Here is a 24,042-nt window from a genome sequence, read left to right on the forward strand (position 1 = left end):
GAAGCGGCACGACGTCGATTGGCTTCCATTCGAATCGCTCCTAACCTGTGCTGGCGCTCGCTCTGAACGCCAACGGGATGGAATCACAGCGCGCTGCACGTTCTGGCCCGATCAATCGAAGCACCCAATCCATTGCCGAGCGAGGGACCCGCATCCGGGCAAAGCGAAGAGCGTTGAAGACGGCGTCGCCTGTTCCATCATGGCCCAGCTCCCCAAGGACAGCGCTGTGAGCGAGCACGTCGAAGGAATTGCCGACGAGGAGCTCCGGATACTGCTCGCCACATATTCTCCCTGCCTTTCTTTCATCGATCAACGCGACCGCCCTTTTCTCGACGCCAAAGGCAATCGTAGCAGCCTCTCCGTCATCGAGGGTCGCGTTCCCTCGACCGATGACCAGATCCGCAAAATGCATCTCGGAAAGCTCATCGAGCTTCGCGACGGATAACAGGCCCTCCGAAATGAGCTCAGCTACGAGGCGCCCGTCTTGTCGGCCATTTCGCCGGTCTTCGCGCAACTCCTCTAGCACGACGTCCATAACGACGAAGGGATTCGGAATCGCTCTCAGAATCCGCGGTCCGAAGGCCGTGGCGTTCAGATTGATGACGGTGCTCGCATCGAGAACGACCGGTGCCGTGGGGTCAATCAGGCATGAGAGCCCCATCGGACTCGCTCCCTTCAATTTCCAGGCCGTCGAACATACGCCGGAGTTCGACGCGATCCAGATGGAGCATCCGTGCGAGCTGGCCTTCGCTCAGAACCCCGCGTCGCCATGCTTCCCCCGCCAGGAGCCCGAGCCTAAGCGTGGTAGGTCGGTCCGCATCAGCGCGATGTAGATCCGCACTGTTCAGGTCTCCCAGCACCTGGGCCGCCTGCTGATCGGTGATGCCTCCGTTCGCCTGAAACCAATCCCACGTTCCGGATTTCGCCAGCTTTAGCTCCTCCAACCGCCGGACGATGGCCTCGCGCGAGACGCCAAAGAAATGCGCAAGCACGATAACGTGCCGTCGGGTCAGCTTTTCCGATCCGAGAGTGACCTCCTTGAGTTTTTGCATCACCGCGCGCGCAGGAGTCATAAATGCTCTACCGAACGTGTTCGCGTAGCGCTCCTCGCGCGAGTTTTCAGTGATGCCTTCTTCCAAGACCTCTGGTTCACGCCGCGTTGACACGAGATGACCCAATTCATGGGCTGCAGTTTGCGCGCGGCGATCGCGGGGGTGATTCCCGTTGAGGAGAATGCATGCTCCTAGCGCGTCGTCGTACGCGAACAGACCTGAAATTCCGCCATCGATGCGACGGATGTAGACCCGCACACCAAGCTCGAGCTCCAACAGCGTCACAATGTCGGAGATCGGACCGAGGCCCAATCCCAGTCTTTGTCGAAGTTCGAGCGCATCTTGTTCCGCCTGCGCCCTGACATCGCCCGGAAGAATCGGACGTTCTGGCGGATAGTTGCGTGGCGGCTGGATGCCGAGGAGCTGTTCCAACTCCGCCTCGGCCTTCGCCAAGCCCTCGAGTTGTTTTACGGCACGTTCGACCGCATCATCTTCCTGTTGGAACAGTTTGCGAAACTTCGGAGTGAGGTTCGCGTGGATCGCCTCCTGCCGCATCAATTCGTTGATAGACATTCGGTAGAGACTAGCGAGGTCGCGCAGCTCATTGATGCGCACGCGCCGCTGGCCTTGCTCGATCGCGACCAGCGTGGTCCGCGAGAGCCCAACCGACTCCGCTGCGTCAGCTTGCTTGAGCTTAACGCGCTCGCGCGCCTCGCGGAGACGTTCGCCGACTTCCGTCAGCGACATGGTATCAAGTAGGCTGACCATTGGCGGCCCACTGAGCAACGAATGACTGTGGTCCCAGTGAATCCATGAAAGATTTCCATTCCTTTTGATGTTGGGACAGCAGCCTGTCCAATTTCGGTCGAACGACTGCTTCCGGCTCCTCTAGCGCGCGCGCCAGATGAAAGACAGCAAGGTTGAGCGGACGCTCTGCCGTGCCCGATTGTCTTAAAGATGCAAGATGATCGAGGTGCAACGAACCGGCGATTGCATATTGTTTGTGCGAGTTCTTGGGCCCATCGAACCCTTCTGCGACGGCGTCGTTGAAATTATTCGCCGAAAGATTCGGCCAAAGATAGGCGTCGTCACGCTCCCGGAGATCTGCCGCATGCACACTCAAGCGGCGGAGCATGCAAGCCGCACAGATTCCACACTGACGACGAAGACCATCGACGGACGCGTGACGATTGTCCCGCCAGCACGATCTCGTTTCCGACCATTCCGTGTCCTTGTCACCGGTCAATTTGACGTACGCCGCAAGGGTCTCGCCCTTGGTGAACCACAGGCGCGGGAATATGAAGTCGATATCAACGCCAAGGAGCGAGCCGAAGAACTTCGTCATCTGCTTCATGAAGCGTGGATGATTGCGATAGTCCTCGTACGCCTGCCCGACCGGGACAAGCGTCGGGCCGATGGCGCCTTGCCCGCTCTCCGGCACGATGACCTTGCGCGCTTTGGCGAAGTATGCTGCCGCGCCGCTCAGCACGGCGAATTTGAACCCACGCGATCGCGCACTCGATTCGATGAAGCGGGAGCCGCCCGGCTTCACTTGATACGGTAGAGTCATAAAGGGCTGCTTTCGGCCCGCCGAATCTTTCGGCTGATCCTTCTTTTTCGAGCCGAGCCGCACACGTATCAACCGGCCGCCGTACTCTTCCGCCATCAGAGCACCAACCGCGCGCGAATCGAGGCCGTCGCTGAAGGGAATAACGGCCTCGGCTCCCGTATCCAGACGGAACAGCCGCTGCACCGGTTGGTCGGCCGGGATTCTGCGCCTCTTAAAGGTGACTCTCCACCGATCGCCCGTCAGCAGCTCGAGCGCTTCATGCAGGTGGTCCGATACGTCCTTTCGGCTCCAGACGTCGGGGTCATGCACCGGGACACGCAGCTCGAAGGCGCGGCCCCAGGCTAACCCCGGACGGCGCTTTATGCGATCACAGAATTCGATGGACGCCGCGAGCAGCATCAGATCGAAGACGATCGGCTCCCAAGTCGTGAAAAAATAGGCCGCAAGATCGTGCGTCTTGAAGATGAGGTTGGTTTCGATTTCGCACGAAACCCGTCCGACGCGGGCGCGTCCGCCAGCTTCATGCACATCGACCTTCATTCCAGTGGGGTCATCATCGTTCATGGAAGCATCACGCCATCTTCGAGGCCCTGTTGCTTACCCAGCACCGATTGAGAGGGAGCGTCGAGGCCCGACAGGCGGCGCGCAAGCGCCGCAATCGGGGCGCTCGCGATGGCGTCATCCATGCGAAGTCTGACGCGGGTCGCCTCTGCATCGGGACTTTGCTTGCGCAAATAGTGCTCTTCCACTTGTCTGCTGCCGCGAGCTGCGCGGTCGCGCAGGGCGCTTTCGACGCCTTCAGATACCGGGTCGACGCCAGGCTGTGGATTGGAGACCGATTGCGTTACGTGATCGAATAAGAGGCGACGCATCGGACTTCCGGCCGAAAGCTCCCTGCGCACAGCTTCGAGTTCGGCCGATTTGTCGTTGCCAAACATATCGATCTGTCGCGGGTCGCCTAGGATTTGGCGAATGGCCCGAACGACTTCGCTGCAGCCCTCCTCACGCCACGTCTCTTCCAAGGCAGGAACAACACGTCCGGCAACTTCGAGGGGCTCAAACGCCGCCTTGTGCGCCCACTCTGCCAATTTCTTCCAAGCCGCCGTCATACTGAGGCTTTTGTACGGACCATCACTCACGGGCGATCCTCCATGTCAGAAATAATTGCAAAAAAATCTGACAATGTCAAATATGGGAACGTCACGTTTGCTGCTGCCTCCGAGGGCGTGGAAAATCCGTCGATTTGCGATTTCCGCTATTTTTGCCGCCCCGTCGCTGAAAAGAACGACTGACGACCTCGCAGAGACGCGTTGGCCGGCCGCAGGGAAGCTTATCTCGACGTTGCGCCGCCAATCACGAGCATCCGCTTACTTCCTATCGGCTCGATGTTCATTCGCCGGCGTCAGCGCCGCATACGAAACCCGGCGCACGATTCTGACTAGCCGTCCGTCGCGCCAGTCGGAGCAGCCTGGAAGATGGCCTGCAAGACTTCTTCGACCGAACCGGCCGCACAAAAAATATCGCCGGTTACGCGATGCGCATGGCCGCTGATTTCTTCGAAGCGATAGCTCGCTTCGAAATCCTCGTAAGATTCCGACTTCGGCCTCAGATCAGCCGATGCGACCGCCTCAAATACGTCGACCGCGCCATTGAAAACACAGGGCTGAATGTTCACGACTTTTCCGTACCATTTGAAAGCACCTCTTATCGCGTCCTGTTGCTCGGCCTTTTCTCGTGACACCGTCCGGTTCACGACAGCGCCATCGACAAGGCACACGACGCCGAGATCCGTCACGATTTGCGGCATCCTGGTCGTCGGAATTATTTTGATCTCGTGCAACAATTCCGTTTCGTGGTGAAACAAATTGCGAAGCGCCTTGAGCGCCATAAAATTGGAGGAGCCGAACAGGCTCCCCTTTCCGGCCTTCCTCAGTTTGTCGTTGAAGCTATGAAGCGCATCGAGGAGATTGAAGAGCGAGTCCTCGTCGGGCTCTACGCAATGGCGAGCGTAAGCCCGAAAAAACCTATCGGCTGCGGCGTCAATCGTCTGGAGAGAACTCGTCATTTCCAACCTGATAGGATAGATCGACCAAGCGTGCACGCTCCTTAGCTGCTTCCTGATTCACTTTCGTCGAACAATTTCACCAAGCTAAGGGCGAGCTCACGAATGGATCCGAATTCGATCGGTTCCGTTATGAGGCCGTAATGGCGCGCGAAGACTGCGAGCAGTCCCGCGCAGACCCCCCACAAGCCCGGCGGTGCGTCGTCGTCGATTTCCATGATCAGTTCCCGAATGCGGTCTCCGACCGAAGGATGGTCATCCGATGACGCCCAAATCGGCTTCGGCGTGATTGCGACGATGACCAGCTTCGCGAAAAGTATTCCGATGATCCGCTTTGCCCTCACGAGCGGGTGGCCCGCGACTTCCGCGTACTCGGCCACCTTTCCGAGCATCGTTTCGCGTGCGTATGCATCAGGCCTTCTCCTCGGCGATCGGATCGAGTCCATCGCATTCCGGGTCGGCCTGGATCAGCCCGTGCTTGATCTCGTGAAGGATGACGTAGGCCCCGGCGAAGCATACGAAGTCGAAAGCGAACTTCTGGTTCAGGTCCGTAAACCTCGCACCGAAATCGGGGGCGGGAATGTTCGACGGCCAATCGAATTCCGAAATCGTCAGCGCCTCGTTCAGCCGCCGGACCCGCTGCAAGGCTTCGGCGAATTCTCCATCATATGCGCCCTGTCCGGGGATGCTGTCGAGCAGCTCAAGATCGAACGGCTTGCGCGCGGCCAGAAGCGCCGGAATTGCGTCGCTGTAGGCCTCCAGCGCCTTCCAAGCCGCGAAGCCCACCAGCCAGATCGACTTGAGCGCTGTTTCGTTGACCTGGATGGTGCCGTAGTTCTGCTGGAGCTTGAAGCCCTGTCCGTCCTGAAGACGGACGCGGTCCCGCTGCTCACCCCAGGCCTGTTTGAGTTCCTGCGTTCGCTCCGGAACGGCCCCCTCGAGCAAGAGATCGGCTTCCCGCGAGATATCCATCGATCGACTCCGCTATCGGCCACGCATCCGGTGGATGCTTCTCATGCTTACCCCGCGCTTACTTTTAGAAGATCGCGGTAAGCGAAGCAGGGGAAATACCAACTAAGGAATTGAAAATACCGGGGCGCCCGGAACGATTCGAACGTCCGACCCTCAGATTCGTAGCCTGAATCCGTCGGTTGAAGTGCTAGCCGACGTCGATGTTTGGAAATCGCCCGACGGCCTTAGCCTTTGCAGTGATTGTTACATCTCCGTAGTCCTCAGAAGCGTTGCGCGGCGCGTGCCCCTGGATAGCATCGAGCACACGCATGGCCACCTCCTGTTCAATGCCAACAGTCTTGAAGCGATGACGCCAGCCGTGGCTCGGGTCTACGTTCGGGTCCTTCACGACCTCTCGCACGAAAGCATTGACCTTATTTCGCGCGGTCTTCACCGCCTTGCGGACGCCAAGGTCGCCGGCTTTGGGGTCTATGAAGAGATAGCCACTCTTTGACTCCTCAAAGAACTCCGAAAAGCCCTCTTCTATGATTTGCCGGTGCAGAACGACGTCTCTGGCTTCATCGGTCTTCACGGGGCCAGCTTCGGGCGTTACGTGCACGACCCAATGCTTGCCTTCGCGTCGGACATCCTCCTTGCGAAGCTGAAGCATCTCGCCAACCCGCGCCCCCGTGAAGGCGCACAACCATGGCACCCACCGTTTGGCTGCCGTCAGCTTCGGCGCCTCCCTGCCCGCCGCCAAACTCCGGGCGTGTTTGAGAATGGCGGATGCCTCCTGGTCGTAGAAGCCCTTCGACCTGAGCTTGCGTGACTTGCCCACCTTGATGGTGAGTCCTTCGGCAGGATTGCTGGCCATCCGTCGATTCATGACTGCCCAGCCGAAGACCGTCTTTAGCCCCGCGAGGTCACTGTCCTTTACCGTCTTCGCGCTGGCGCCACCCTGAAACCTGTGATCCTTGTACCGAACAATGTCCTGCGGCGTCACGCGGCTCGCTTGGTCATGCTTCAGGAACCCCACAAGCTTTGCCACAGTGTTGCGATAGCTCTCGTAGGTGCTCTGCTTGCGACCAGCAGCCTTCGCCTCCTTCCACCAATGCTCGACCAGTGCCGATAGTGAATCGGCGGAGGCGCCGCCCTTGGCATCATTCTTCGCTTGCTCTGCGCGAGGGGGCCATTCCGGGAACCGAATCGCCTGGGGTTCGGGCAAGTCTTGGCCTTGCCCTCTTACGAGTTTCGCCAAAGTCAAACTTGCACGTTGTATGGCCGCGCCCAGGGCACGGGCCATGGTTCGGCGGTTCTGATCGTCTATGACAATCCCATTGGTCGTCAGATAGCCGTTTGCAGCGTCCAAACACGCTTGCTCCATCCGGAAAATCTTGTCCTCTGGCAGCTCTGGGGCACCATCTAACGCCCGCTGAGAGGCAGCCAGGATCTCTTTCCTGGTCTGCGGGGGACCAAATAGGCGATCGCCAGCCACGGTATCCCAGTTGGTCTGCTGGCTTGGATTGTCCCTGTACTGCTCTAGCCATTGATCGTGGGCGACCGTGGCGAAACGGTGCGCTTCTCGCTCGGTCAGGGGTACCGGGCCCGCGCGCAAATTCGCCCAGCGAGCCTCTAGCTCGGCGAGCGCGTTCGCATGCCGCACCTTTGCCTCCGCAGGATCGCGGGTCTGGAGGCTTACCTTTTCCTCGCGCTTGCCAACAAGCTTACGCAGATCCTCCGGAACGGCTTTCCGGAGCTGATAGATTCCAGTTTTGGGGTGCTTCCACGGACGCGACATGGCTAACGGCATTGTACCACTCTTCTGTACCACTGAGGAGCGGGTAAGCCGTTGAATTTGCTGAATTGCTTTGGATATCAGGCTCTTAAAAGAGCGGTGGTGCCCAGGAAAGGACTCTGACCTCCAAGTCAGGACCGGAAACTACTCCGGTCGAATCGCGCCAGTCACGCGGTCCGCGCCATGCCTGGCGCACCAAAAAAAGCCCGGCCTCCTCCGGAGGCCGGGCGAAAGTCACGCAGGAACGACGCTGCTTTATGCATCGCACCAGCTTTCGTCGGTAGGGAGGACTTACCGGCGATCGATTTCGGCGAGGGCATTCGCCGTCAAAAAAGGAGAAACGGATATCACTCCGCGCGAAATCTGGAGCCGCTTGCCTTCCGCTCCTGTCGGAAACTTCACGACTTGTCCACCACTCGCCCGCTGTCCGGTTGGGACGTCAGTGCCTTGATCGAGCTGGGATCCTTCGCGCAAGCGGTTTGGCTGCCGTGCCCTGAAACACAAGCGGCAGTTTGCCGTCGCGCAGCAGCATTTGGCACGCCCCCCAAAAACCAACAACGCTCGATTACCTTTCCCGGAGCGCGTGCCAGGACGCGAATTTCGTATGACGTTCCGTAAGGACGGTAAAATAGATTGTTGTGATGGGACGCATCCACGCGATGGATAAATGAAAAAGTAGGGCTGTGCTTCGCGTGGAGCGTTAATGACGTCGCAATATGTGACCTGATCGGACGTCGCCGGCATGCTGTCGGCCGCCGGGTCGAGAATCGAGCTTGTCGCCGGCTGTATGCGACCGCCTCCGCCGACGCCCGGCGGCATTCCGAGGCGCTGGGAACTTTGGGAGCTCGCAAGGACATCGTAAGCCCCCAAAGCGCGTGCATCTTGTTCACAAACGCGTTTGCGAAACGCTCCGCACCATCATGGCTCAGCCCGCAACTCGCGTGCGGCGGCCACCATATTGACGAGCGCGGGACGCACCTCCTCCCAGCTTCGAGTTTTCAGTCCGCAGTCGGGATTGATCCAGAGCTGCCGATCGGAAACTCGCTGCCGCGCCAACACAATCAGCTGTTTGATTTCCGCCGCTGCGGGAATGCGCGGTGAATGAATGTCATAGACGCCGGGCCCGATCTCGTTGGGATATTTGTAGCTCTTGAAGGCCTCGAGCAATTCCATCTTAGAACGCGACGTCTCGATTGAAATGACGTCAGCATCCATTGCTGCGATCGCATCGATGATTTCGTTGAACTCGGAATAGCACATGTGGGTATGGATCTGAGTTCCGTCGGCGACAGCGGACGAGCAAACGCGGAAGCTGTCCACTGCCCAATCGAGATAGTTCCTCCACTGCGATTTGCGTAGCGGCAATCCCTCCCGCAACGCAGCCTCGTCGATCTGGATCATAGTCGCTCCAACCGCCTCAAGATCGATCACCTCATCTCGGATCGCAAGAGCGATCTGACGGCATGTCTCGCTCCGCGAGATGTCGTCGCGGACAAACGACCAGTTCAGGATCGTCACCGGTCCGGTCAGCATAGCCTTGACGGGTTTCTTGGTCAGAGACTGCGCGTAGCGCCACCATTCAACGGTCATCGGCTTCGGCCGGGAGACATCTCCGAACAGGATAGGCGGACGAACGTACCGCGACCCATAAGACTGAACCCAGCCGTGCTTGGTGAAAGCGAATCCCAACAGCTGCTCGGCAAAGTATTGAACCATGTCATTGCGCTCGAACTCACCGTGTACGAGCACGTCCAGGCCGATATCTTCCTGCCACTGCACGGTACGGGCTGTCTCCGCTTTCAGAAGCTGCTCGTACTGCGCGTCATTCAGCGCTCCCCGCGCATGAGCCGCACGCGCATTCCGGACGTCGACCGTTTGCGGGAAGGATCCGATGGTTGTCGTTGGAAACATCGGCAATGCGAACGCGGCCCGCTGGACGTCGGCACGCTCGGTGAACGCACTGCGACGGCGACGCATGCTATCGTCGATCGCGGCCATTCGTCCGGCGACATTCGCATTGTGGATCTCGGGCGATGTTTCGCGGGTCACGGCGGCGTCCTCGGAAAGCGCAAGTTCATCGGCCACCTCGGCAGCATGGCCGGCCAGCGCTTTGCCCAATATCGAAAGTTCCTTGATCTTCTGAACTGAGAACGCCAGCCACGTCTTCAGATTGGGATCGAGATCGGTCTCTAGCTCAATGTCGATCGGAACATGAAGCAGCGAGCAGGAAGGAGCAATCTGAACACGGTCCCTACCCAGCTTTTTGACCAAAGGGGCAAGTTGGTCGAGCAGCGCCGCAAGATTGGAGCGCCAGACGTTGCGACCATCAACGACGCCTAGCGAGACCACGAGATCTCTGCGGGCTGTGGCGACAATTGCGTCCAATTGGTCGGGTGCCCGAACCAGATCGACATGAAGCCCGGCAACGGGCAAGGCAAGGGCTGTTTCAAGATTGTCGCCGATAGCCCCGAAATAAGTGGCCAACATGATTTTAAGGGCCGGCACAAGCTTTGCGAAATGAGCATAGGCCCGGCGGACGGCCGCCCGCGACGCTTCGTCGACGTCCATCACCAGGCATGGCTCGTCGAGCTGAACCCATTCCGCACCGCGCGAGGCTAGTTCGCGGAGAACATCGACATAGACTGGGAGGAGCCTATCAAGCAGCGACAGCGGATTGAATGCGGGATTTGCGCTTTTGCCGAGCTTCAGGAAAGTGACTGGGCCAACTAAGACGGGGCGCGTTTGGTAGCCGAGGCTTTTTGCCTCCTCATATTCCTCGATCGGCTTTCGAGAGGAATACTTAAAGATCTGATCCTGGTGAAATTCCGGCACCATGTAGTGGTAGTTGGTATCGAACCACTTCGTCATTTCCTGTGCTGCTACGCCAGGCCCATGCTGAGTGTGATCACCGTCCTGAGCGCCACGTGCCATGGCGAAGTAGGTCTTGAGCGACACAGGACCTTCGGTCCAGCCGTAGACGTCGGGAATGGCTCCGACCATTACGCTGGTATCGAGCACCTGGTCGTAGAGCGAGAAGTCATTGGAAGGAATGACCGTCACACCGCAGGATTTCTGCCGTGCCCAATTAGCGGCACGAAGTCCACTCCCCGCCTCGAGGAGCTCGGCTTCGCTGGAGTTTCCCGCCCAGTAGCTCTCGAGCGCGAACTTGAGTTCGCGTCGTGGGCCGATGCGTGACGTCCCCAATGTGGCAACGGGAAGCGAAAGAATAGACATAGATCAGACCCCATAATTGGGGCAAAGGCCATGGCGGACGCGTGCAGCGAATATCGCGTGAGCGACAGCTGCTTGGCGCACACCGGGACACCCCGCCCGTGGACGATATATTGTCGAGGCAGGTCTCCTGGCTCGCGGGTCGTCGCTGCTGTCCGGCCTTCCCAAAGCCGCATGGCTTCAGTGACTTCGTTGGACATCGGCTCGCCGCTTACAGTTGCGGGGGCAGCGCCGGCATTGCACCGGCTTCCCTCTTAGCTCCGGATCAAACGAAATCCGAAGACCACGACGGCTGGCATTAGACGCACGAGGATCGATCCGTCAACCTACTAAGTGTTGCCGCGATATTGCCCAAGCGATTGCCAGCTGTACCAGGTAGGGCACAACGGTCTTACTCCCGGCCTGGTAAAAACGCGTGGATCTGTGAAGCCTCCGCTTATGAATGCGTCCGCTCAACGCCCTCTTGGCGTAGTCGTGAGCTAACGCGAGCAGAACGAATGCGCTGGGCGCTTCGACATCTGCGTGATCGCGACAAGCCTGCTCTTTTCCGTCAGCAGCTTCTCGAACTCGCCCGTGAGGAAGTTGCGATCATGCTCGGCCGACATCCGCTTGAACACAGCGCCATGAGGCTCCTTAGGAATTGCCAAGGCCGGGATTGCTCCAGGATCGCACGGATGATCAGGTCGGACTGCCTGTGTACGGCGGACCCCGCGCCGAGCCGCGAGCTCGATCGCCTCCATGGCGTTGGTCAAGATGATCTCCTCGGTGCGCCAAGCACTTACGTGCTGAGCGACTTTGGCGCGCCTTCGTTGTTTCCGTCGCCGCTGGCGAGTAGTGCAGCCTGGACGTTGGCATGCGCGACATCGCGGGAACAGTTCCGGACCTCAGGATGCACGCTGACTTGCGAAACTGGAGTAAGCGGCGAGAGCGCGGGCGGCGGGGATCTGCTATGACCCTAGGCTCCATGCACTCGTGCATGGTGCGCGGATGCCGAGCTTCTCGTATGTCTTCAAGATCTCCGGACCGATCTCGTCGCGCGTGGAGACCGTCTCTTCGGCTTCGGCCGTGACGTAGCTTTAGATATCCTGCAAGTCGATCTTGGGATGTCGACGCCCGTCCACCTCGCCTCGTCTCCTCAGCCAGCGACGATAAGCCCCAACGCGGCGACTGGAGCATCGAGGCGGCTTTGTCCTTATTCGAGACAAATTTGACGGTGTTCTCTGACAGAGCCCTTCGATGGTTTCTCGGAGTCGATCAGCGCCTTAAACTCATAACGATGTTGATCGAACTCGATGCGCCGCACGCGGTCGGCGGCCTTCTCAAGCGCGACATCTATTACTTCGTTCGCAAAATCGAGCGGTGAAGCCTTCTGGACGCGGGCTGCTTATGCTGTCTTAGACTGGACACAGGTGTCAGGCACCGGACAGACCACCGCGCATTGCGGCGTGTCGGAATGGCCCTCGCACTCCGTACACTTTTTGGCATCGATAACGTAAATGTCGCGCTTGAGGCTGATCGCCGCGTTGGGACACTCGAACTCACATGCCCCACAAACGGTGCATTGCGAAGCGACGATCTTGTAAGCCATGCCTTCCGACTCCTTAGGCGAGCGATGCCATTGGCGATCCCTTTCAAATGCCGTGCCAAGGACAGACGCGCTCAATGATGGTCAATTTGCCCAGGGGTGCTGTCCCGGGTCTGAGACCATGTTGCATCTGCGACAGCAACGGGCCACTTCAATTTCAAGCTATGCGAGCCCTCAGGCCCTACTCCGAGAGTCACTCGCGACTCGACCGCTGGGCGCTTCCGTCGTTTGTCTTGCATGGCAGCGCGGGGCCAAGCGACGCTCGACGATTCCGAAACCGGCGGCGCGACTAAAAGCCGCGAGCCGACGCACGTCTACACCGGATCTCGGCAAACCTCCGGTCACACGCCCTGACTGGAGGTTTTGTGCAAGCCTCGCTCACGGCTGCAACGTTAACTCCGCGGATTGACTCGCTGGAGGCCTGATAAAAAGGGTTTGTGCTACAATAACTTTCGGCATCGCTTCGGAGGGAAATGAAGTTCCGCCGGGAGAAGCGTTACTGGCTTTGCAAAGTGACCGATTTAATTGCAGTCAGCCGCATGCCTGGTGCCGAGTAGGCATGGCGGCGCGGGCGAGCGCTGGTACGTTTTGCCTGGCTCTGCTCAGCCACTCCTCATGCAACTATTTTGGACGAAGTGGAACAGGGCTGAAAGATGACTGTGCAAATTGCTTCAGCCGCATGGCCTTTCCGAACAGATGGCCCTGCGCAAGGTCGAATCCGAGTTCGGTCACAGCGATCAGGTCGGCGTGGCTCTCCACACCTGCGGCGACGGTGCGCACGCTGTACTCTTTGGCTAGATCGACGATATGGCGGCACACCGTTCGCTTCAGGGGTCCATTTCCGCAACCGGCGACGTACTGCCGGTCCACTTTTAATTTCATGAACGGGAATTTTTCCATCCCCATCAGCTGCGGCCAATTGGCGCCGACATTGTCGATTGCAAGGCCAATGTTGTGAAAGCGAACCTCACGTGCGACCTCGATCAGGAGATCTAGGTTCTGGATCGCTTCCTCGCTATCGATTTCAATCGTCAAGCCGCCGAAAGCGGGGTGCGAGGGCATGCGCTGACAGAGATCGCGTACCGCTTGCGGGTCAATCAGGAATGCTGCCGGGAGATTGATGGAGAGATCGATCGAAGTTTGCTGCTCCAGAAGATACTGCCAATCTTTGATCGCGCGGTCGATCACGAACTGCGACAACTCCCTGAAATGCGGATCGTGAGCCTCCGCGATGAAATAGGCCGGTGGAACAACGCCCCAGGTCGGGTGCCGCATTCGCACAAGCGCCTCGGCGCCGCGGCGGCTGAGGGTACACGCGTCAAACTTCGGCTCATACCAGAGCTCAAGCCAGCCAGCGTGTAAGGCTTCCCCGACATGGACCGCGGGACGGGGCGCCGGCTCTCTGGGCAAGAGCATGGCGACCCGATCGCGCAGCGTCTCGGCTGCAAACGGCGTCCTCAGCGGCGGCAGCATATCAAGTCCATATTCGCCCCCGACCTGCTGCACTGCCGTCATGATGATCGACTCGCGGGCGCCGAACGCCAGCACTCCGCCTGCAAATCCTTCGCGTACGAGTATCTCGAGCAATCGTCCAGGCTCGATGCGATCCGAGCCAATGCCGAGCAGGATCAGATCAGGGAAGTCCGTGCCGAGTACGTGCGACAGCTCGTCAGCAGTCCCGCATTCGCTGATAACAAACCCCATATCCTCCAGCACATCCCGAAGAAAGGCGCGCAGATGCCGCTTGCCGACGGCCACGCACGCTCGCGGCCGCACCTTACGCTGTCCGAAGATTACAGGTTTTCCTCCGACTAGTTCGGCCTGCCCATGCTCCATTGCAACCACTCCCGTTCCGTGACGGTCCCTTAAACGAGGAGGGAAGGTAAACAAGCTGTGCTTGCCATTATCTTTCGATTCTTCGAGGTAAGCTTAAGATAGTGCATTAGCGTGCAAAATCTTTCGCGATGTTGTTCAGACGATTTTGTCGGGCGCACGCGTATGATACCTCTCCCGCCTCGCGCAACCTTGTACGAGTGACGCACACGAGTGTGGGGAATCTCACCTTCGGACGCGCGGAGCTGATGCGCCCTATGGCACGGCAATTACCATGCCGCAAGATCTACTGAATCGAGTCGCTCGTGGGTGATGATCGGAAATCACTCTTAAGAAATGTTTGATCTTCATGGCCGGCCTGCCCACGCGCGAATGTGCCGTCTCGTGGATTTCCTTTCCAATCGAAGGAAGTCCATCATGAGTTCGCAGCAGGTCAAGCCGCAGTCGATTCTGAGAACGGCAACAGCTTGCACTTACCTCACCTCTGTTGCTGTAGCGAGTGCGGACGTCCTATTCCCTATCGAGCTTGATAGTTGCTCTCAGTTGCGTTTTCTGTATCCTTCTGAAGCATGGATATCCTCATCTAACTAACGGGTGTTCGTGTTGGCGCTGAAGCGCAAGGCCTGCCCCACGGGGCACGGCTTTGCGCAAAGGCGTGCCAGGAGATGAGAACGCGATCGCAGAAGCCGTCGGAAAGCTACTTTCTGAATTAGGTGGCCCCGGACCAGAGTTCAGCCTTGAAGGCGCGAAGCAGGCTGCTTTGCGCCTGATTCAGGATTCCGAAGAGGCTTCATTTTTGTCGTCGAGGAACAAGCCACCCGGCAGATTGTAGGGGTCGCTGCCAGCCACCTCGGCCGTACAGGCCGTGAGAGCAGCCGGAGCGTACGGTGTGCTTCAGGAGCTATGGATTCTCGCGACTTCCGAAGCTCTGACCACGGTCGGCATCTGCTCGAGGCGGTACATTCGGAGGCGAAGCGCCGAGGCTGGCAGATGATTGAGGTTGCGTTGCCCCCGGATGGCTATCCAGCTTTACAACGGGTACGTCGTTTCTACGAGGAGAGGGGATATCGGGTTGGAGGATTGCGCGCGCGCAAGAGGCTATGACAGTGCGTCGCGGCCGAGGATGATCGAGAACCTCGACGCTGATGCGGTGCTTACTCCTACTGCGAGCGGATTACCTCTTCGACCTTCTTGGCGGGTATCAGCGATCAAATCGTTCTTCATGGTGCGAAGCGATACCATGGTCTTCTCAAGGCTCGTGGACCGCGAGCCGAAACCTGCCCGGCTAAAAGGCGCGGAGCCAGGTCGGCGGCGACCCGTTCGGGGGCGAAGCCCGACCCCAGCCTTACAAACGATGGCCGAGTCGTTCTTTCGTGCTTCCCACACAATGCGACTTACTGACGCCGGTTTCGGATCACCGCACACAAACGCGATCCATTCGTCGCCAAGTACAATGCCTCGGCAACTGGCAAGCCAATCATCTACCGGGCTCCTTCCTGCATCTTGATTCGGTGGACCGTCGCGTAAAAGGATTCGGTACCACCTTGTCACTCCTGCTGGCGAACGTTCAAGGAAAGTGAGCGAGATCAGCCATCAACACTGATCCGGTAGAGGATTCCGTAATGAGCAATGTGCCGTTTGCCGCCTCCAATAGGAGGTTCGTGCAGGTCGCGCCAGCGCAGGACTTGATGCGGGCGATCGTTTCGCCGTTCGGCGCCATGACGAAGACGTGGCCGAGGGAGGCGTGCGCGACAAAGAGCCGCCCTTTTTGATCCATCGTCAGCCCGTCAGGATCGCTGTTCCCGAAGAACAGGCTGAACCGTCCCACCTTCCCAACCCCACCGTCACGCATCAGCGGCACGCGCCAGATGCTGTTGTCGCGCGTCATTGCAACGAGCAACACGGCCTCGTCGGGACTGAGCACCAGCCCGTTCGGGCTTGACCCGTTCGAAATCAGGCAATCGAGCCGGCCGTCAGAACACAGTCGGAACACCCGGCCGGTCGGATCGTGCAATCCAGTTTGCCCCTGATCGGTGAAATAGATGTCGCCGCTGGTCGCGATATGCAGGTCGTTGCAGCCTCTGAAGGACTCGGAATTGCGGTGCCCCAGAAGCGGGCTGATAGTATCCCGCTGCGGATCGAGCTCCATGGGGCCGTTCATTTAATCGGCCACCAGCTCCCGGCCATCAGGTGCGATCTTCAGACCATTCGGCCAGCCGTCATATTCGATTATCAGAGACCAGATGCCGCCGGGCGAAATCCGGAAAAATGCGGCCGCGGGATATCGACGACGTAGAGATTCCCGGCCTTGTCGAACGACGGCCCCTCGATGAAACAATCCACCGGATGGCCCCCGCGGTTGGCATCCGCCCATTTCTAGGAAACACCAGGGCGACGAAATTCCGCCGGCATCGACGAGAACACGCGGGTTTCAACCAGCTGAGGCGGCTTGTCGAGATACATCATGACGCGCCTCCCAGCGTGCGGCGCGGCTGTCCCTCATATTTGTAGCCAAACTGCTTGGGCATCGGCCCCTTGTTACGATCCTTGCGCCTGGTCTGTTCCCAGGCGTGGGCCAGGATTCCGACCGCGCGCGACAGGCAGAAGACGCCGCGCGCCAGCGGAGGCGCGAAGCCGAGCTCGCCATAAATGACCGCGGTCGCGCCATCAATGTTCACTGGGATGAGTTTGCCCTTGCGCTGCTGCATTACGCGCTCGATCGCGCGGGCGGCCTTGGCATAGTCGCCGCTGACACTGCCCTCAGCACCTGCGTCTTCCACCAGCGCCAATAGCGGTGCCGCGCGCGGGTCGACCGGATGAAACCGGTGGCCGAAGCCGGGCAGATATTTGCCGCGCCTTGCGGTGAAATGGTCGATTGCGGCGGCCGCGGCCTCGCCTATCTCTAGGCCATCGCGCCTCCGCAGCACATCTTCGTAGAGTTCGACCGCCTGCTCCCCTGCTCCGCCGTGCACGTCATCGAGTGTATTGATCGCCGAGGCCATCGCACCGTTCAGGGGCAGCCCGCAGCTCACCGCCATTTGCGCAATTGCGATGGAGGGCGCGTGCGGACCATGGTCAACGGACGCGACCAGCGCAGCTTGCAGCAGCCGCTCCTGCGCTGGCGTCGGCAGATCGCCGCGCAACATCAGCCAGATCATGGCGGGAAAGGAAATCCGGCCGATCAAATCTTCGATTGGATAACCCCGATAGGCGATGCGACCGGGCGCGATGTCGCAGATGGAGGTTCGCCACCAACGGGCCGCTTGCTGTCGCAATTCTTCTTCGCTCATTTCCGGTTCCGCCCCTTCAACCTGCCGATTGCCAACCGCCGCAAGCCGTCGAATATCATGATATTGGTCCGTCCGCGGCCACGCAGACGGGCCGGAAATCAGCCCCTCCTTGCTTTGGTGTCCCGACGGCCCGGCTTGAGACCAGTTGCTCGACCTCCGCATACGAATAGCCGAGCCGCTGCAACCATCGCTCGGTGTCTGCTCCGAGCCTCGCAGGTGGTGAAGGCACCGAAAACTCCTCATCCAGCCGGAAGCCCGGCCGCGTGATTCGTAACGGCTGCGCACCGTCTTGTTCTGGGGCCAAAGTCTCGACGAATCCGCGCTCGAGGAGCTGTGGCTGCTGCAAAACCTGCGAGACCGTCAGCACGCAGCCTGCGGGGACTCCAGCCAGATTCATTTGGGCCTCCCATTCGTCAGCGGGCTTGCAACCCAACGCCTTGTTCAACTCCGTGTTCAGCGCTGCGCGATTGACCTTGCGCATCTCGCGCCCAGCAAAGCGTGGATCCGTCTTCAGGTCCGGTCGGCCAATCAGGTCGCATAGGGCTTGGTACTGCTTCTGCTCGTTGGCGGAAATGTTCAGCGGGCCTGTTGCGGTGCGGAACGTGCCGGAGGGAGCCGCGGTGAAGTTCTCGTTGCCGATGGGTTGCGGCTCGACACCAGCGTTCAGGTGGTTGGAGACGACCCATCCCATCGCTGCGACGGTGGCTTCGAGCAGGGACACGTCAATGAACCGACCGCGGCCGCTATACCGCTGGTCGACCAGAGCCGCGGCGATGGCAAAGGCAGCAGTCAGTCCCGCAATCGTGTCGGAGATCGGAAAGCCCGTGCGCAGGGGAGCCGAGGCCATATCGCCAGTGACGCTCATGGCACCAGACAGACCCTGAACGATCTGGTCATAGGCAGGACGGGCGGACCACGGCCCGCTCTGCCCAAAGCCGGAGATCGCGCAGTACACCAGACGCGGGTTCTGCCTGCTGAGCACATCAAAGCCTAGGCTAAGCCGTTCCATCACCTTCGGCCGGAAGTTTTCGAGCACCACATCTGCTTCCTTGACGAGCCGCAAGAATACCTCGCGGCCCGATTCCGACTTCAAGTCCAGCGCCACGGATTGCTTGCCGGCGTTCACCGCGACAAAAGAGAGGCCCTGCAGGCGCTCTGCCCTTTGCGGATCGGCGCCGAGGCGCCGCGCGAGGTCGCCGCCGTTCGGATTTTCGACTTTGATGACCTCCGCGCCAAGACGCGCGAGATGATAACCGCAGAACGGACCGGCCAACACGTTCGACAGGTCCAGGACGCGGATGCCGGTGAGCGGCAGAGACATCTGAAGAAGCCTTCCTTAGGTGATCCGATGGTGAGGGCTTGGTGTGCGAGCAGCTATTTCAGTTGTTGAGCGGCGCGTTCCGCGAAGCGATTGGTGAAGGTTTTGTTCAAGTCGATCTTTGCGGCAGCGATTTTTGGATCAGAGTCGCTCAGGACAGCCAGCGGGACCTTGGCCGCCTCAATGTCCATCTGCCCGGTCGGCGAGAACAGCGCTTTCGATGCGTTCATGATTTCGATATTCACCTCGCGATTGTCAGTCTTGTAACCAGGAGGAATCGTATCGACGAGCTGCTCCGTCGGGGTTGCGTTGATCCAGCGGTGAGTTTTGAGCAAGGCGTTGACCAGGCGCTGGACCGTTTCGGGATTTTTATCGATGAAGGACTGCTGAAGGTAGAGACACGCGGTCGGATAGGATCCGCCGAAGGCCTGCTTTGAGCCTTCGATCGTGCGCGCATCGAACAGCGCTGTCGCGCTCTTCTTGCGCGCGAGAAGCGTCGCGATGGGATCGAAATAGACCAAGGCATCGACGTTCATGGCCTCAAGCGCCACCATGCCCGGTGCGCCGCTGCCGACGGCAATGATGTTGACATCGCGTGGACCCAATCCTGATCTCTTGATGTAGTAACGCGCCATAGTCTCCGTCGATGACCCCGGCGCCGTGATCCCGAGCCTGAGACCCTTCAGGTCGGCGGCGGTTCTGACCTTGTCGGCGAGGTCGTTGCGGACACCGAGCAGGACGCCGGGAATGTCGTTCAGCAGGAACACGCAGGAAATTTGTTTACCCTGCGCCTGCATCTGAATGGTGTGATCGTAAAAGCCGATAGTCCCGTCGACGGAGCCGCCGATCAGGGCCTGCAGAGCCTTTGAGCCACCGGCCTGGAAGTTCTCGACGGTAACGTCAAGGCCTTCTTCCTTAAAGGAGCCAAGCTTCACTCCAACTTCGACAGGCATATAGTTGAGGATCTGTGACCCCACGGCGATCTTCAATTTTGTTTTCTCGGGCTCGGTGGCATGCGCCAAAATGACCGAGAATGCGGCCAGCGCCACGACCGGCGTCAGTCTTATGGAAACGTGCATGCGAACCTCCATGATTGATGGGAGAGCGTACGATCAGCTTTCGTGCGCAGGCGCCGGCCGCCAGACCAGGAGCCGCTTTTCCGCGCAGTCGACGATGGCATCGAGGACAACGACGAAGGCGGCGAGAACGACAATTCCTGCGAACACTCCGGTCGCATCGAGGACGCCTTCGGCCTGCGCAATTAAGTGCCCCAATCCTGCGGACGAGCCGAGATATTCGGCGACCACGGCTCCCATCACGGCCATGCCGACTGACACCCGCAGGCTCGACAAAATCCACGTCGTGGCGGACGGCAGGTAGACGTGCCGTAGCAGGGAGGACTTCGATGCACGTAGCAGGCGGGCATTCGCCAGCACGACCGGATTGACCTCGCGGACGCCCTGGAAGGTGTTGAAGAATGCGACGAATAGAACCAGCGTGACGCCGAGCGCAACCTTGGAGGTGAGGCCCAATCCGAACCAGATGACGAAAATGGGTCCAAGCAAGATCCGCGGGATTGCATTGAACATCTTGATAAAGGGCTGAACGACTTCGGCAGCAAACGGGCTTAAGCCCAGCCAGATACCAAGTGCTGTGCCGATCCCGATGCCAGCCAGGAACGACAGGACCGTCTCCAGCAATGTTATGCCAATATCGGTCCAAAAGTCCGCCATCGACATCCACTCCCCGATCCTTACGACAAGTGTCGACGGTGCCGGAAAGAAGAAGGGATCGATCAGTCCGGCCCACACGCCCAATTCCCAGATCAGGATCAGGCCAAGGAGGATGGCGAACTGCGTGAGAGCGACCCTACCCCTGCGTGACATAGCTTTTCTCCACTTCGGCGCCGAGCAGCGACCAGATTTCACGATAGAGCGCGACGAATTCGTCGGTGGTCTGCAGCGCAGAAACATCGCGCGGACGAGGCAGCGTGATCCTGACGTCGGCAACCATGCGGCTGGCGGGACCGGCAGACATCACAACGACGCGGTCCGCTAGCGTGATCGCCTCATCGAGATCATGGGTGATGAAGATGAGCGAGCGCCGGTCCGCCTGCCAGAGGTCGAGCAGGATGCGGTGCATGAGTCGGCGTGTGTGAACGTCCAGCGCGGAGAACGGCTCGTCCATGAGAACGATTTTGGGCTCCATGATCAGCGTTTGTGCCATCGCAACGCGCTTGCGCTGGCCGCCGGACAATTGATGCGGATAGCGCTTCTCGAATCCCTTCAATCCGACCTTGGCGAGCCAGGGCCGTGCCTGCTCGCGCGCTTTCGGGATCGAGCTGCCCTGAAAGACGAGCCCGAGGCCGACATTGTCCTGGGCGGTCTTCCAGGGCAGCAGCCCTTCCTGTTGAAGCATGTAGCCGGACTGACCGTTCAGGCCCGTAAGAGACTTGCCGAAAATGCGAACGTCGCCGGCGGCGGGCTTCAGCAGTCCGGTGACAGTGTTGAGAATGGTGGATTTTCCGCAGCCGGTCGGCCCCACCACTGCAACGAATTCAGTCTCGGCCACCTGGAGGTTCATGCTTTTGACGGCCGTGAAGTCGCCAAAGCGAATCATGACTTCGTGCAAGTCCACGGCAAGTCCCGGCTGCCCCATTGTTTCGCTCCATAGAACTTGTTCTGGCACCTGGAACCGAGTAGCTCGCGTTCTCACGAGGAGTCAATCGGTATTCTGATGTGCAGAATGGCCCTCGCGCTAACTGGGTGGACTCCTGGCGTCATTCTGACTATTGGTTCTGCACAGCAGAACCAGAGGTATCGATGGTAAGAACAGGGGTTGATGCGGTCGCGCGGGCACTGGCAATCCTTAAGGCGTTCGACCCGGAGCGCGCCGCGATGACGCTGACGGAGATTGCGGATGCGACTGACCTGTACAAGAGCACAGTCCTTCGCCTTGCCGCATCTCTGGAGGCGGATGGCTTCCTGGTGCGGGGTACGGACCGGCTATTTCGACCCGGACCGGAGCTATGGCGCCTTGGGGCGCTCTATCAGCGCGGGCTCGACCTCGGTGACCTGATCAGACCCTCGCTCCATCGTCTGGTCGAGGCAACCGGAGAGACCGCATCCTTCTACATCGCGGACGGCGACGAGCGCATCTGCCTTTATCGCGTCAATTCTCCGCGTTCGGTCCGGCATCACCTCGAAGAGGGTCAGCGATTGCCGATTGACCGCGGCGCTGCCGGCCGTGTTCTTACCGCCTACCGCGATTCTGCATCAGCCGATGGAAAGAAGGTCAGAGATCGTGGCTCCTACGTCTCGATCGGCGAGCGGGATCCTGAGGTCGCGGCCGCAGCTGTGCCTGTGATCGACGTTCATGGCCAATTGCGCGGCGCCCTCTCGGTCTCCGCCATTCGGACGCGCTTTGATGCAGATGCTCGGAAGGCTGCGATTGTAGTTCTGAAGTCCGAGGCTAAAGCGCTGATCGGTCTGCTGCCTGCAAGCGAGCGCTGAGCTACAATGGCAGCGTTCCGTTTATGACGCACAGCTCAGCGGGTGCCGCAAGGGCCTCTCCTGAGCGCAGTTTTCCTTGGTAAGTTGGTGCGGTTTGCGCCCTCGAGGTCTCGCGCTTCGCTCGCAATCCTGCACGCGCTCGATGACGATCTTCAGTCGGGATTGGCAGCAACTCATCGAGATGTGCCGCGTGGTTGATACCGAGACCATCTACGCATCGACGCATGGAAACGACCGCCTGCTGCTCGGGCTCAAGGGCAGCCTCAACGAGTACGAACCGGATCTGTTGCGCCAGCCCTCGCTCTCGGCACGCTAATAGAAGGCGCGCCGCGGGCGAGTTGGTTGTGGCAGCGCCCGTCGGCTTCATGAAGGCCGGCGACCGCTATGTGAAAGACCCGGATCGGCGTGTCCAGGAAGCGATCAAGATGTGTTCGACAAGGTCGAGGAACTGGGCGGCGCGCGACAGGCGCTTTGCTGGCCCCACGAGTACAATGTCGATCTGCCGGTGAAGCAGACCAACGGGGACACGGCCCGGCGGCGACCACACTACTCCGCCATCGGCGGGCTTAAACACCGGGATGTGGTTGTTTGAGCGCATTGATGTGGCGCGCTCGCGGGTACGCGATTGCCGTTGCCGGTGTTGAGGCCATTGCGATTGAGGAGGCCAGCAATGAGATCGTCGCTGGCGATCAGCACCAGTTGGCGCACGGCTGGATGACGTCGGCGGAGAGCATCACGCACCTGATCTTGGCGGCCGCGATTGTAGCGGCGATCGCCCCGGGACAGATGACGCCGAGCAGCGCTTCCTCGATCACCGCGCTGAACGATGCGGAGTTGAATGCCCTACATTAACGCGCGTTCCGCGTACTGAGGGGCGATGGGACAACTGTTCGAAGCGCAACGTCCTGTCGGACGATAGCAGCGCAGACTGTCAGTCTCGAGCAAATGTCAGCAACTTGACGCTACACACCTTACGGAGTGCCTGCAGAGCCTCGAACTCTCTTCGGCACGAGGTTTGCGTTGGTCCCGTCATCATTACCAATCGCAGTGCGATGGTCTTCGAGAAACGGGATCATTTCCAGCATATACGCACATACCGGCGCGACAGAGTCTGAAGCTCACGGTTCGACAAGCTAGAAGGGTCGACGTTAATTCCGCCCTTGGCGCCGCCATATGGCAATCCGACCAGGGCACACTTCCAGCTCATCCAGATCGCAAGCGCTGCAACTTCGCCAAGGTCGACGGTTGGCCCGAATCTGGTGCCCCTTAGTAGGGCCAAGTGTAAGGTGCTGCACCCGAGAGCCTTCAAAAACCGCCGTTGTGCCGTCATCACGGTGAATTGGGCACGACACCGTGACAGATCGCTTCGGGCATCGGCAGGCGGGTCTGACGTCGTCTGGTATCCCCAGATAATTCGCGATCAGTTCGAATTGCCTTACGGCCATCTCAAACACTGGCCCAGTGTAGATAGTCACGATAGCTCATGAGGCTGGATATGAAACATCGGACTGCTTGTGCTTCAGAGCACCGAGCTCCCTAGTGCGTGTTGCGCGTTTCAGATGTGGGCGAGACAACTAATCCAATCAGCAAGATTGCGTCTCGCGGTCACGCCAAAAATATGACCAATGCGATGAAAGCGAGATTGACCGAGGCGGCCACGACGGCCCAACAGCGAATCGTGGCAGGCGAAAATTCAAGAGCATCCTGCGAAGTGTCGACCCATAGCGGCGGCATTCAAGTCAGCTCCAAAGACCCGGGTTAAGAGACAAACCTGCATAAGCGCAGAAACCACCCACTCTGCTAAAGCCGAGCCTTTCGCGCGTAGAACCCTTGCCGTCCCGCC

22 protein-coding genes, 2 pseudogenes and 1 riboswitch are annotated in these 24,042 nt (G+C 59.4%); of the genes and pseudogenes, 5 read left to right on the plus strand and 19 right to left on the minus strand.

Annotated elements, in window-relative coordinates:
* Positions 1-40 precede the first annotated feature (40 nt).
* The 10 genes from IVA87_RS31915 to IVA87_RS31960 all read right to left on the minus strand — a co-directional run bounded on the left by IVA87_RS31915 (position 41) and on the right by IVA87_RS31960 (position 11,413).
* Positions 41-661 (minus strand): hypothetical protein, encoded by a 621-nt coding sequence (locus IVA87_RS31915; protein WP_247336933.1) that lies wholly within the window; start codon positions 659-661, stop codon positions 41-43.
* Complete coding sequence (locus IVA87_RS31920; RefSeq protein ID WP_247336936.1) at positions 639-1,799, minus strand: XRE family transcriptional regulator; 1,161 nt, start codon at positions 1,797-1,799, stop codon at positions 639-641. Before IVA87_RS31920 ends, IVA87_RS31915 begins: the two co-directional genes overlap by 23 nt.
* Before the next feature lie 4 nt (positions 1,800-1,803).
* The gene (locus IVA87_RS31925; protein WP_247336939.1) at positions 1,804-3,186 is read right to left on the minus strand and encodes a 7-cyano-7-deazaguanine synthase; all 1,383 of its coding nucleotides are present in this window, start codon (positions 3,184-3,186) and stop codon (positions 1,804-1,806) included.
* Positions 3,183-3,761 carry a hypothetical protein gene (locus tag IVA87_RS31930; RefSeq protein WP_247336943.1) on the minus strand — a complete coding sequence of 193 codons (579 nt, stop codon included), beginning with the start codon at positions 3,759-3,761 and terminating at the stop codon, positions 3,183-3,185. Before IVA87_RS31930 ends, IVA87_RS31925 begins: the two co-directional genes overlap by 4 nt.
* Before the next feature lie 299 nt (positions 3,762-4,060).
* Positions 4,061-4,687: a hypothetical protein gene (locus IVA87_RS31935; protein WP_247336946.1), complete on the minus strand. Its 627-nt coding sequence runs from the start codon at positions 4,685-4,687 to the stop codon at positions 4,061-4,063.
* A gap of 41 nt (positions 4,688-4,728) precedes the next feature.
* Positions 4,729-5,076 carry a hypothetical protein gene (locus IVA87_RS31940; protein ID WP_247336949.1) on the minus strand — a complete coding sequence of 116 codons (348 nt, stop codon included), beginning with the start codon at positions 5,074-5,076 and terminating at the stop codon, positions 4,729-4,731.
* Positions 5,077-5,095: 19 nt separating this feature from the next.
* A complete protein-coding gene (locus tag IVA87_RS31945) occupies positions 5,096-5,656 on the minus strand; it encodes a phage exclusion protein Lit family protein (protein WP_247336952.1) in 561 nt (186 codons plus the stop codon).
* A 187-nt stretch (positions 5,657-5,843) separates the two neighbouring features.
* A complete protein-coding gene (locus IVA87_RS31950; protein ID WP_247336955.1) occupies positions 5,844-7,445 on the minus strand; it encodes a DUF6538 domain-containing protein in 1,602 nt (533 codons plus the stop codon).
* 903 nt (positions 7,446-8,348) lie between these two features.
* Positions 8,349-10,664, minus strand: coding sequence for a 5-methyltetrahydropteroyltriglutamate--homocysteine S-methyltransferase (gene metE, locus IVA87_RS31955; RefSeq protein WP_247336958.1), 2,316 nt, complete (start codon positions 10,662-10,664; stop codon positions 8,349-8,351).
* 99 nt (positions 10,665-10,763) lie between these two features.
* A riboswitch (cobalamin riboswitch) is annotated at positions 10,764-10,964 on the minus strand.
* A 176-nt stretch (positions 10,965-11,140) separates the two neighbouring features.
* The gene (locus tag IVA87_RS31960) at positions 11,141-11,413 is read right to left on the minus strand and encodes a hypothetical protein (RefSeq protein WP_247336961.1); all 273 of its coding nucleotides are present in this window, start codon (positions 11,411-11,413) and stop codon (positions 11,141-11,143) included.
* A gap of 455 nt (positions 11,414-11,868) precedes the next feature.
* On the opposite strand from IVA87_RS31960, the gene IVA87_RS31965 reads away from it, so the two are divergent.
* Positions 11,869-12,024 (plus strand): hypothetical protein, encoded by a 156-nt coding sequence (locus IVA87_RS31965; RefSeq protein WP_247336963.1) that lies wholly within the window; start codon positions 11,869-11,871, stop codon positions 12,022-12,024.
* 21 nt (positions 12,025-12,045) lie between these two features.
* Here the strand turns inward: IVA87_RS31965 and IVA87_RS31970 are convergent, their stop codons facing one another.
* The 8 genes and pseudogenes from IVA87_RS31970 to IVA87_RS32005 form a co-directional block, all read right to left on the minus strand.
* Positions 12,046-12,249 (minus strand): 4Fe-4S binding protein, encoded by a 204-nt coding sequence (locus IVA87_RS31970; protein WP_247297430.1) that lies wholly within the window; start codon positions 12,247-12,249, stop codon positions 12,046-12,048.
* 618 nt (positions 12,250-12,867) lie between these two features.
* Positions 12,868-14,082 (minus strand): EAL domain-containing response regulator, encoded by a 1,215-nt coding sequence (locus tag IVA87_RS31975; protein ID WP_247336966.1) that lies wholly within the window; start codon positions 14,080-14,082, stop codon positions 12,868-12,870.
* Between the two features lie 1,564 nt (positions 14,083-15,646).
* Positions 15,647-16,545 (minus strand): annotated as a pseudogene (locus IVA87_RS31980) (SMP-30/gluconolactonase/LRE family protein).
* Entirely contained in the window at positions 16,542-17,369 is an 828-nt protein-coding gene (locus tag IVA87_RS31985; RefSeq protein ID WP_247336981.1) for a citryl-CoA lyase, read from the minus strand. Before IVA87_RS31985 ends, IVA87_RS31980 begins: the two are co-directional and overlap by 4 nt.
* Positions 17,370-17,424: 55 nt before the next feature.
* Entirely contained in the window at positions 17,425-18,690 is a 1,266-nt protein-coding gene (locus IVA87_RS31990) for a CoA transferase (protein WP_247336968.1), read from the minus strand.
* A gap of 53 nt (positions 18,691-18,743) precedes the next feature.
* A complete protein-coding gene (locus tag IVA87_RS31995) occupies positions 18,744-19,766 on the minus strand; it encodes an ABC transporter substrate-binding protein (RefSeq protein ID WP_247336971.1) in 1,023 nt (340 codons plus the stop codon).
* Positions 19,767-19,799: 33 nt separating this feature from the next.
* On the minus strand, positions 19,800-20,573 hold the full coding sequence (locus IVA87_RS32000; RefSeq protein ID WP_247336973.1) for an ABC transporter permease: 774 nt from the start codon (positions 20,571-20,573) through the stop codon (positions 19,800-19,802).
* Positions 20,557-21,345 (minus strand): ABC transporter ATP-binding protein, encoded by a 789-nt coding sequence (locus tag IVA87_RS32005; protein ID WP_247336976.1) that lies wholly within the window; start codon positions 21,343-21,345, stop codon positions 20,557-20,559. Before IVA87_RS32005 ends, IVA87_RS32000 begins: the two co-directional genes overlap by 17 nt.
* 164 nt (positions 21,346-21,509) lie before the next feature.
* Between IVA87_RS32005 and IVA87_RS32010 the strand changes: the two genes are divergently transcribed.
* The 4 genes from IVA87_RS32010 (at position 21,510) to IVA87_RS32025 (ending at position 23,051) form a co-directional block, all read left to right on the plus strand.
* Positions 21,510-22,199 (plus strand): IclR family transcriptional regulator, encoded by a 690-nt coding sequence (locus tag IVA87_RS32010; RefSeq protein WP_247297409.1) that lies wholly within the window; start codon positions 21,510-21,512, stop codon positions 22,197-22,199.
* Between the two features lie 142 nt (positions 22,200-22,341).
* Positions 22,342-22,515 carry a recombinase family protein gene (locus tag IVA87_RS32015; protein ID WP_247297407.1) on the plus strand — a complete coding sequence of 58 codons (174 nt, stop codon included), beginning with the start codon at positions 22,342-22,344 and terminating at the stop codon, positions 22,513-22,515.
* A gap of 111 nt (positions 22,516-22,626) precedes the next feature.
* On the plus strand, positions 22,627-22,791 hold the full coding sequence (locus tag IVA87_RS32020) for a hypothetical protein (protein WP_247297405.1): 165 nt from the start codon (positions 22,627-22,629) through the stop codon (positions 22,789-22,791).
* A complete protein-coding gene (locus IVA87_RS32025; protein ID WP_247297403.1) occupies positions 22,788-23,051 on the plus strand; it encodes a hypothetical protein in 264 nt (87 codons plus the stop codon). The genes IVA87_RS32020 and IVA87_RS32025 overlap by 4 nt, the downstream gene beginning before the upstream one ends.
* Positions 23,052-23,260: 209 nt before the next feature.
* Here the strand turns inward: IVA87_RS32025 and IVA87_RS32030 are convergent.
* Positions 23,261-23,674, minus strand: a pseudogene (locus IVA87_RS32030) (Glu/Leu/Phe/Val dehydrogenase dimerization domain-containing protein); the annotation flags it as partial.
* Between the last annotated feature and the right edge of the window lie 368 nt (positions 23,675-24,042).

It is taken from the genome of Bradyrhizobium sp. 147, from assembly GCF_023073935.1.
Taxonomy (GTDB): Bacteria; Pseudomonadota; Alphaproteobacteria; order Rhizobiales; family Xanthobacteraceae; genus Bradyrhizobium.

Excerpts from the sequence above, each read along its gene's own strand:
- IVA87_RS31915 (WP_247336933.1), bottom strand. The coding sequence starts at position 661 with ATGGGGCTCTCATGCCTGATTGACCCCACGGCACCGGTCGTTCTCGAT.
- IVA87_RS31920 (WP_247336936.1), bottom strand. The coding sequence starts at position 1,799 with ATGTCGCTGACGGAAGTCGGCGAACGTCTCCGCGAGGCGCGCGAGCGC.
- IVA87_RS31925 (WP_247336939.1), bottom strand. The coding sequence starts at position 3,186 with ATGAACGATGATGACCCCACTGGAATGAAGGTCGATGTGCATGAAGCT.
- IVA87_RS31935 (WP_247336946.1), bottom strand. The coding sequence starts at position 4,687 with ATGACGAGTTCTCTCCAGACGATTGACGCCGCAGCCGATAGGTTTTTT.
- IVA87_RS31940 (WP_247336949.1), bottom strand. The coding sequence starts at position 5,076 with ATGCTCGGAAAGGTGGCCGAGTACGCGGAAGTCGCGGGCCACCCGCTC.
- IVA87_RS31945 (WP_247336952.1), bottom strand. The coding sequence starts at position 5,656 with ATGGATATCTCGCGGGAAGCCGATCTCTTGCTCGAGGGGGCCGTTCCG.
- IVA87_RS31950 (WP_247336955.1), bottom strand. The coding sequence starts at position 7,445 with ATGCCGTTAGCCATGTCGCGTCCGTGGAAGCACCCCAAAACTGGAATC.
- metE (WP_247336958.1), bottom strand. The coding sequence starts at position 10,664 with ATGTCTATTCTTTCGCTTCCCGTTGCCACATTGGGGACGTCACGCATC.
- IVA87_RS31970 (WP_247297430.1), bottom strand. The coding sequence starts at position 12,249 with ATGGCTTACAAGATCGTCGCTTCGCAATGCACCGTTTGTGGGGCATGT.
- IVA87_RS31975 (WP_247336966.1), bottom strand. The coding sequence starts at position 14,082 with ATGGAGCATGGGCAGGCCGAACTAGTCGGAGGAAAACCTGTAATCTTC.
- IVA87_RS31985 (WP_247336981.1), bottom strand. The coding sequence starts at position 17,369 with ATGAGCGAAGAAGAATTGCGACAGCAAGCGGCCCGTTGGTGGCGAACC.
- IVA87_RS31990 (WP_247336968.1), bottom strand. The coding sequence starts at position 18,690 with ATGTCTCTGCCGCTCACCGGCATCCGCGTCCTGGACCTGTCGAACGTG.
- IVA87_RS31995 (WP_247336971.1), bottom strand. The coding sequence starts at position 19,766 with ATGCACGTTTCCATAAGACTGACGCCGGTCGTGGCGCTGGCCGCATTC.
- IVA87_RS32000 (WP_247336973.1), bottom strand. The coding sequence starts at position 20,573 with ATGTCACGCAGGGGTAGGGTCGCTCTCACGCAGTTCGCCATCCTCCTT.
- IVA87_RS32005 (WP_247336976.1), bottom strand. The coding sequence starts at position 21,345 with ATGGGGCAGCCGGGACTTGCCGTGGACTTGCACGAAGTCATGATTCGC.
- IVA87_RS32010 (WP_247297409.1), top strand. The coding sequence starts at position 21,510 with ATGGTAAGAACAGGGGTTGATGCGGTCGCGCGGGCACTGGCAATCCTT.
- IVA87_RS32015 (WP_247297407.1), top strand. The coding sequence starts at position 22,342 with ATGACGATCTTCAGTCGGGATTGGCAGCAACTCATCGAGATGTGCCGC.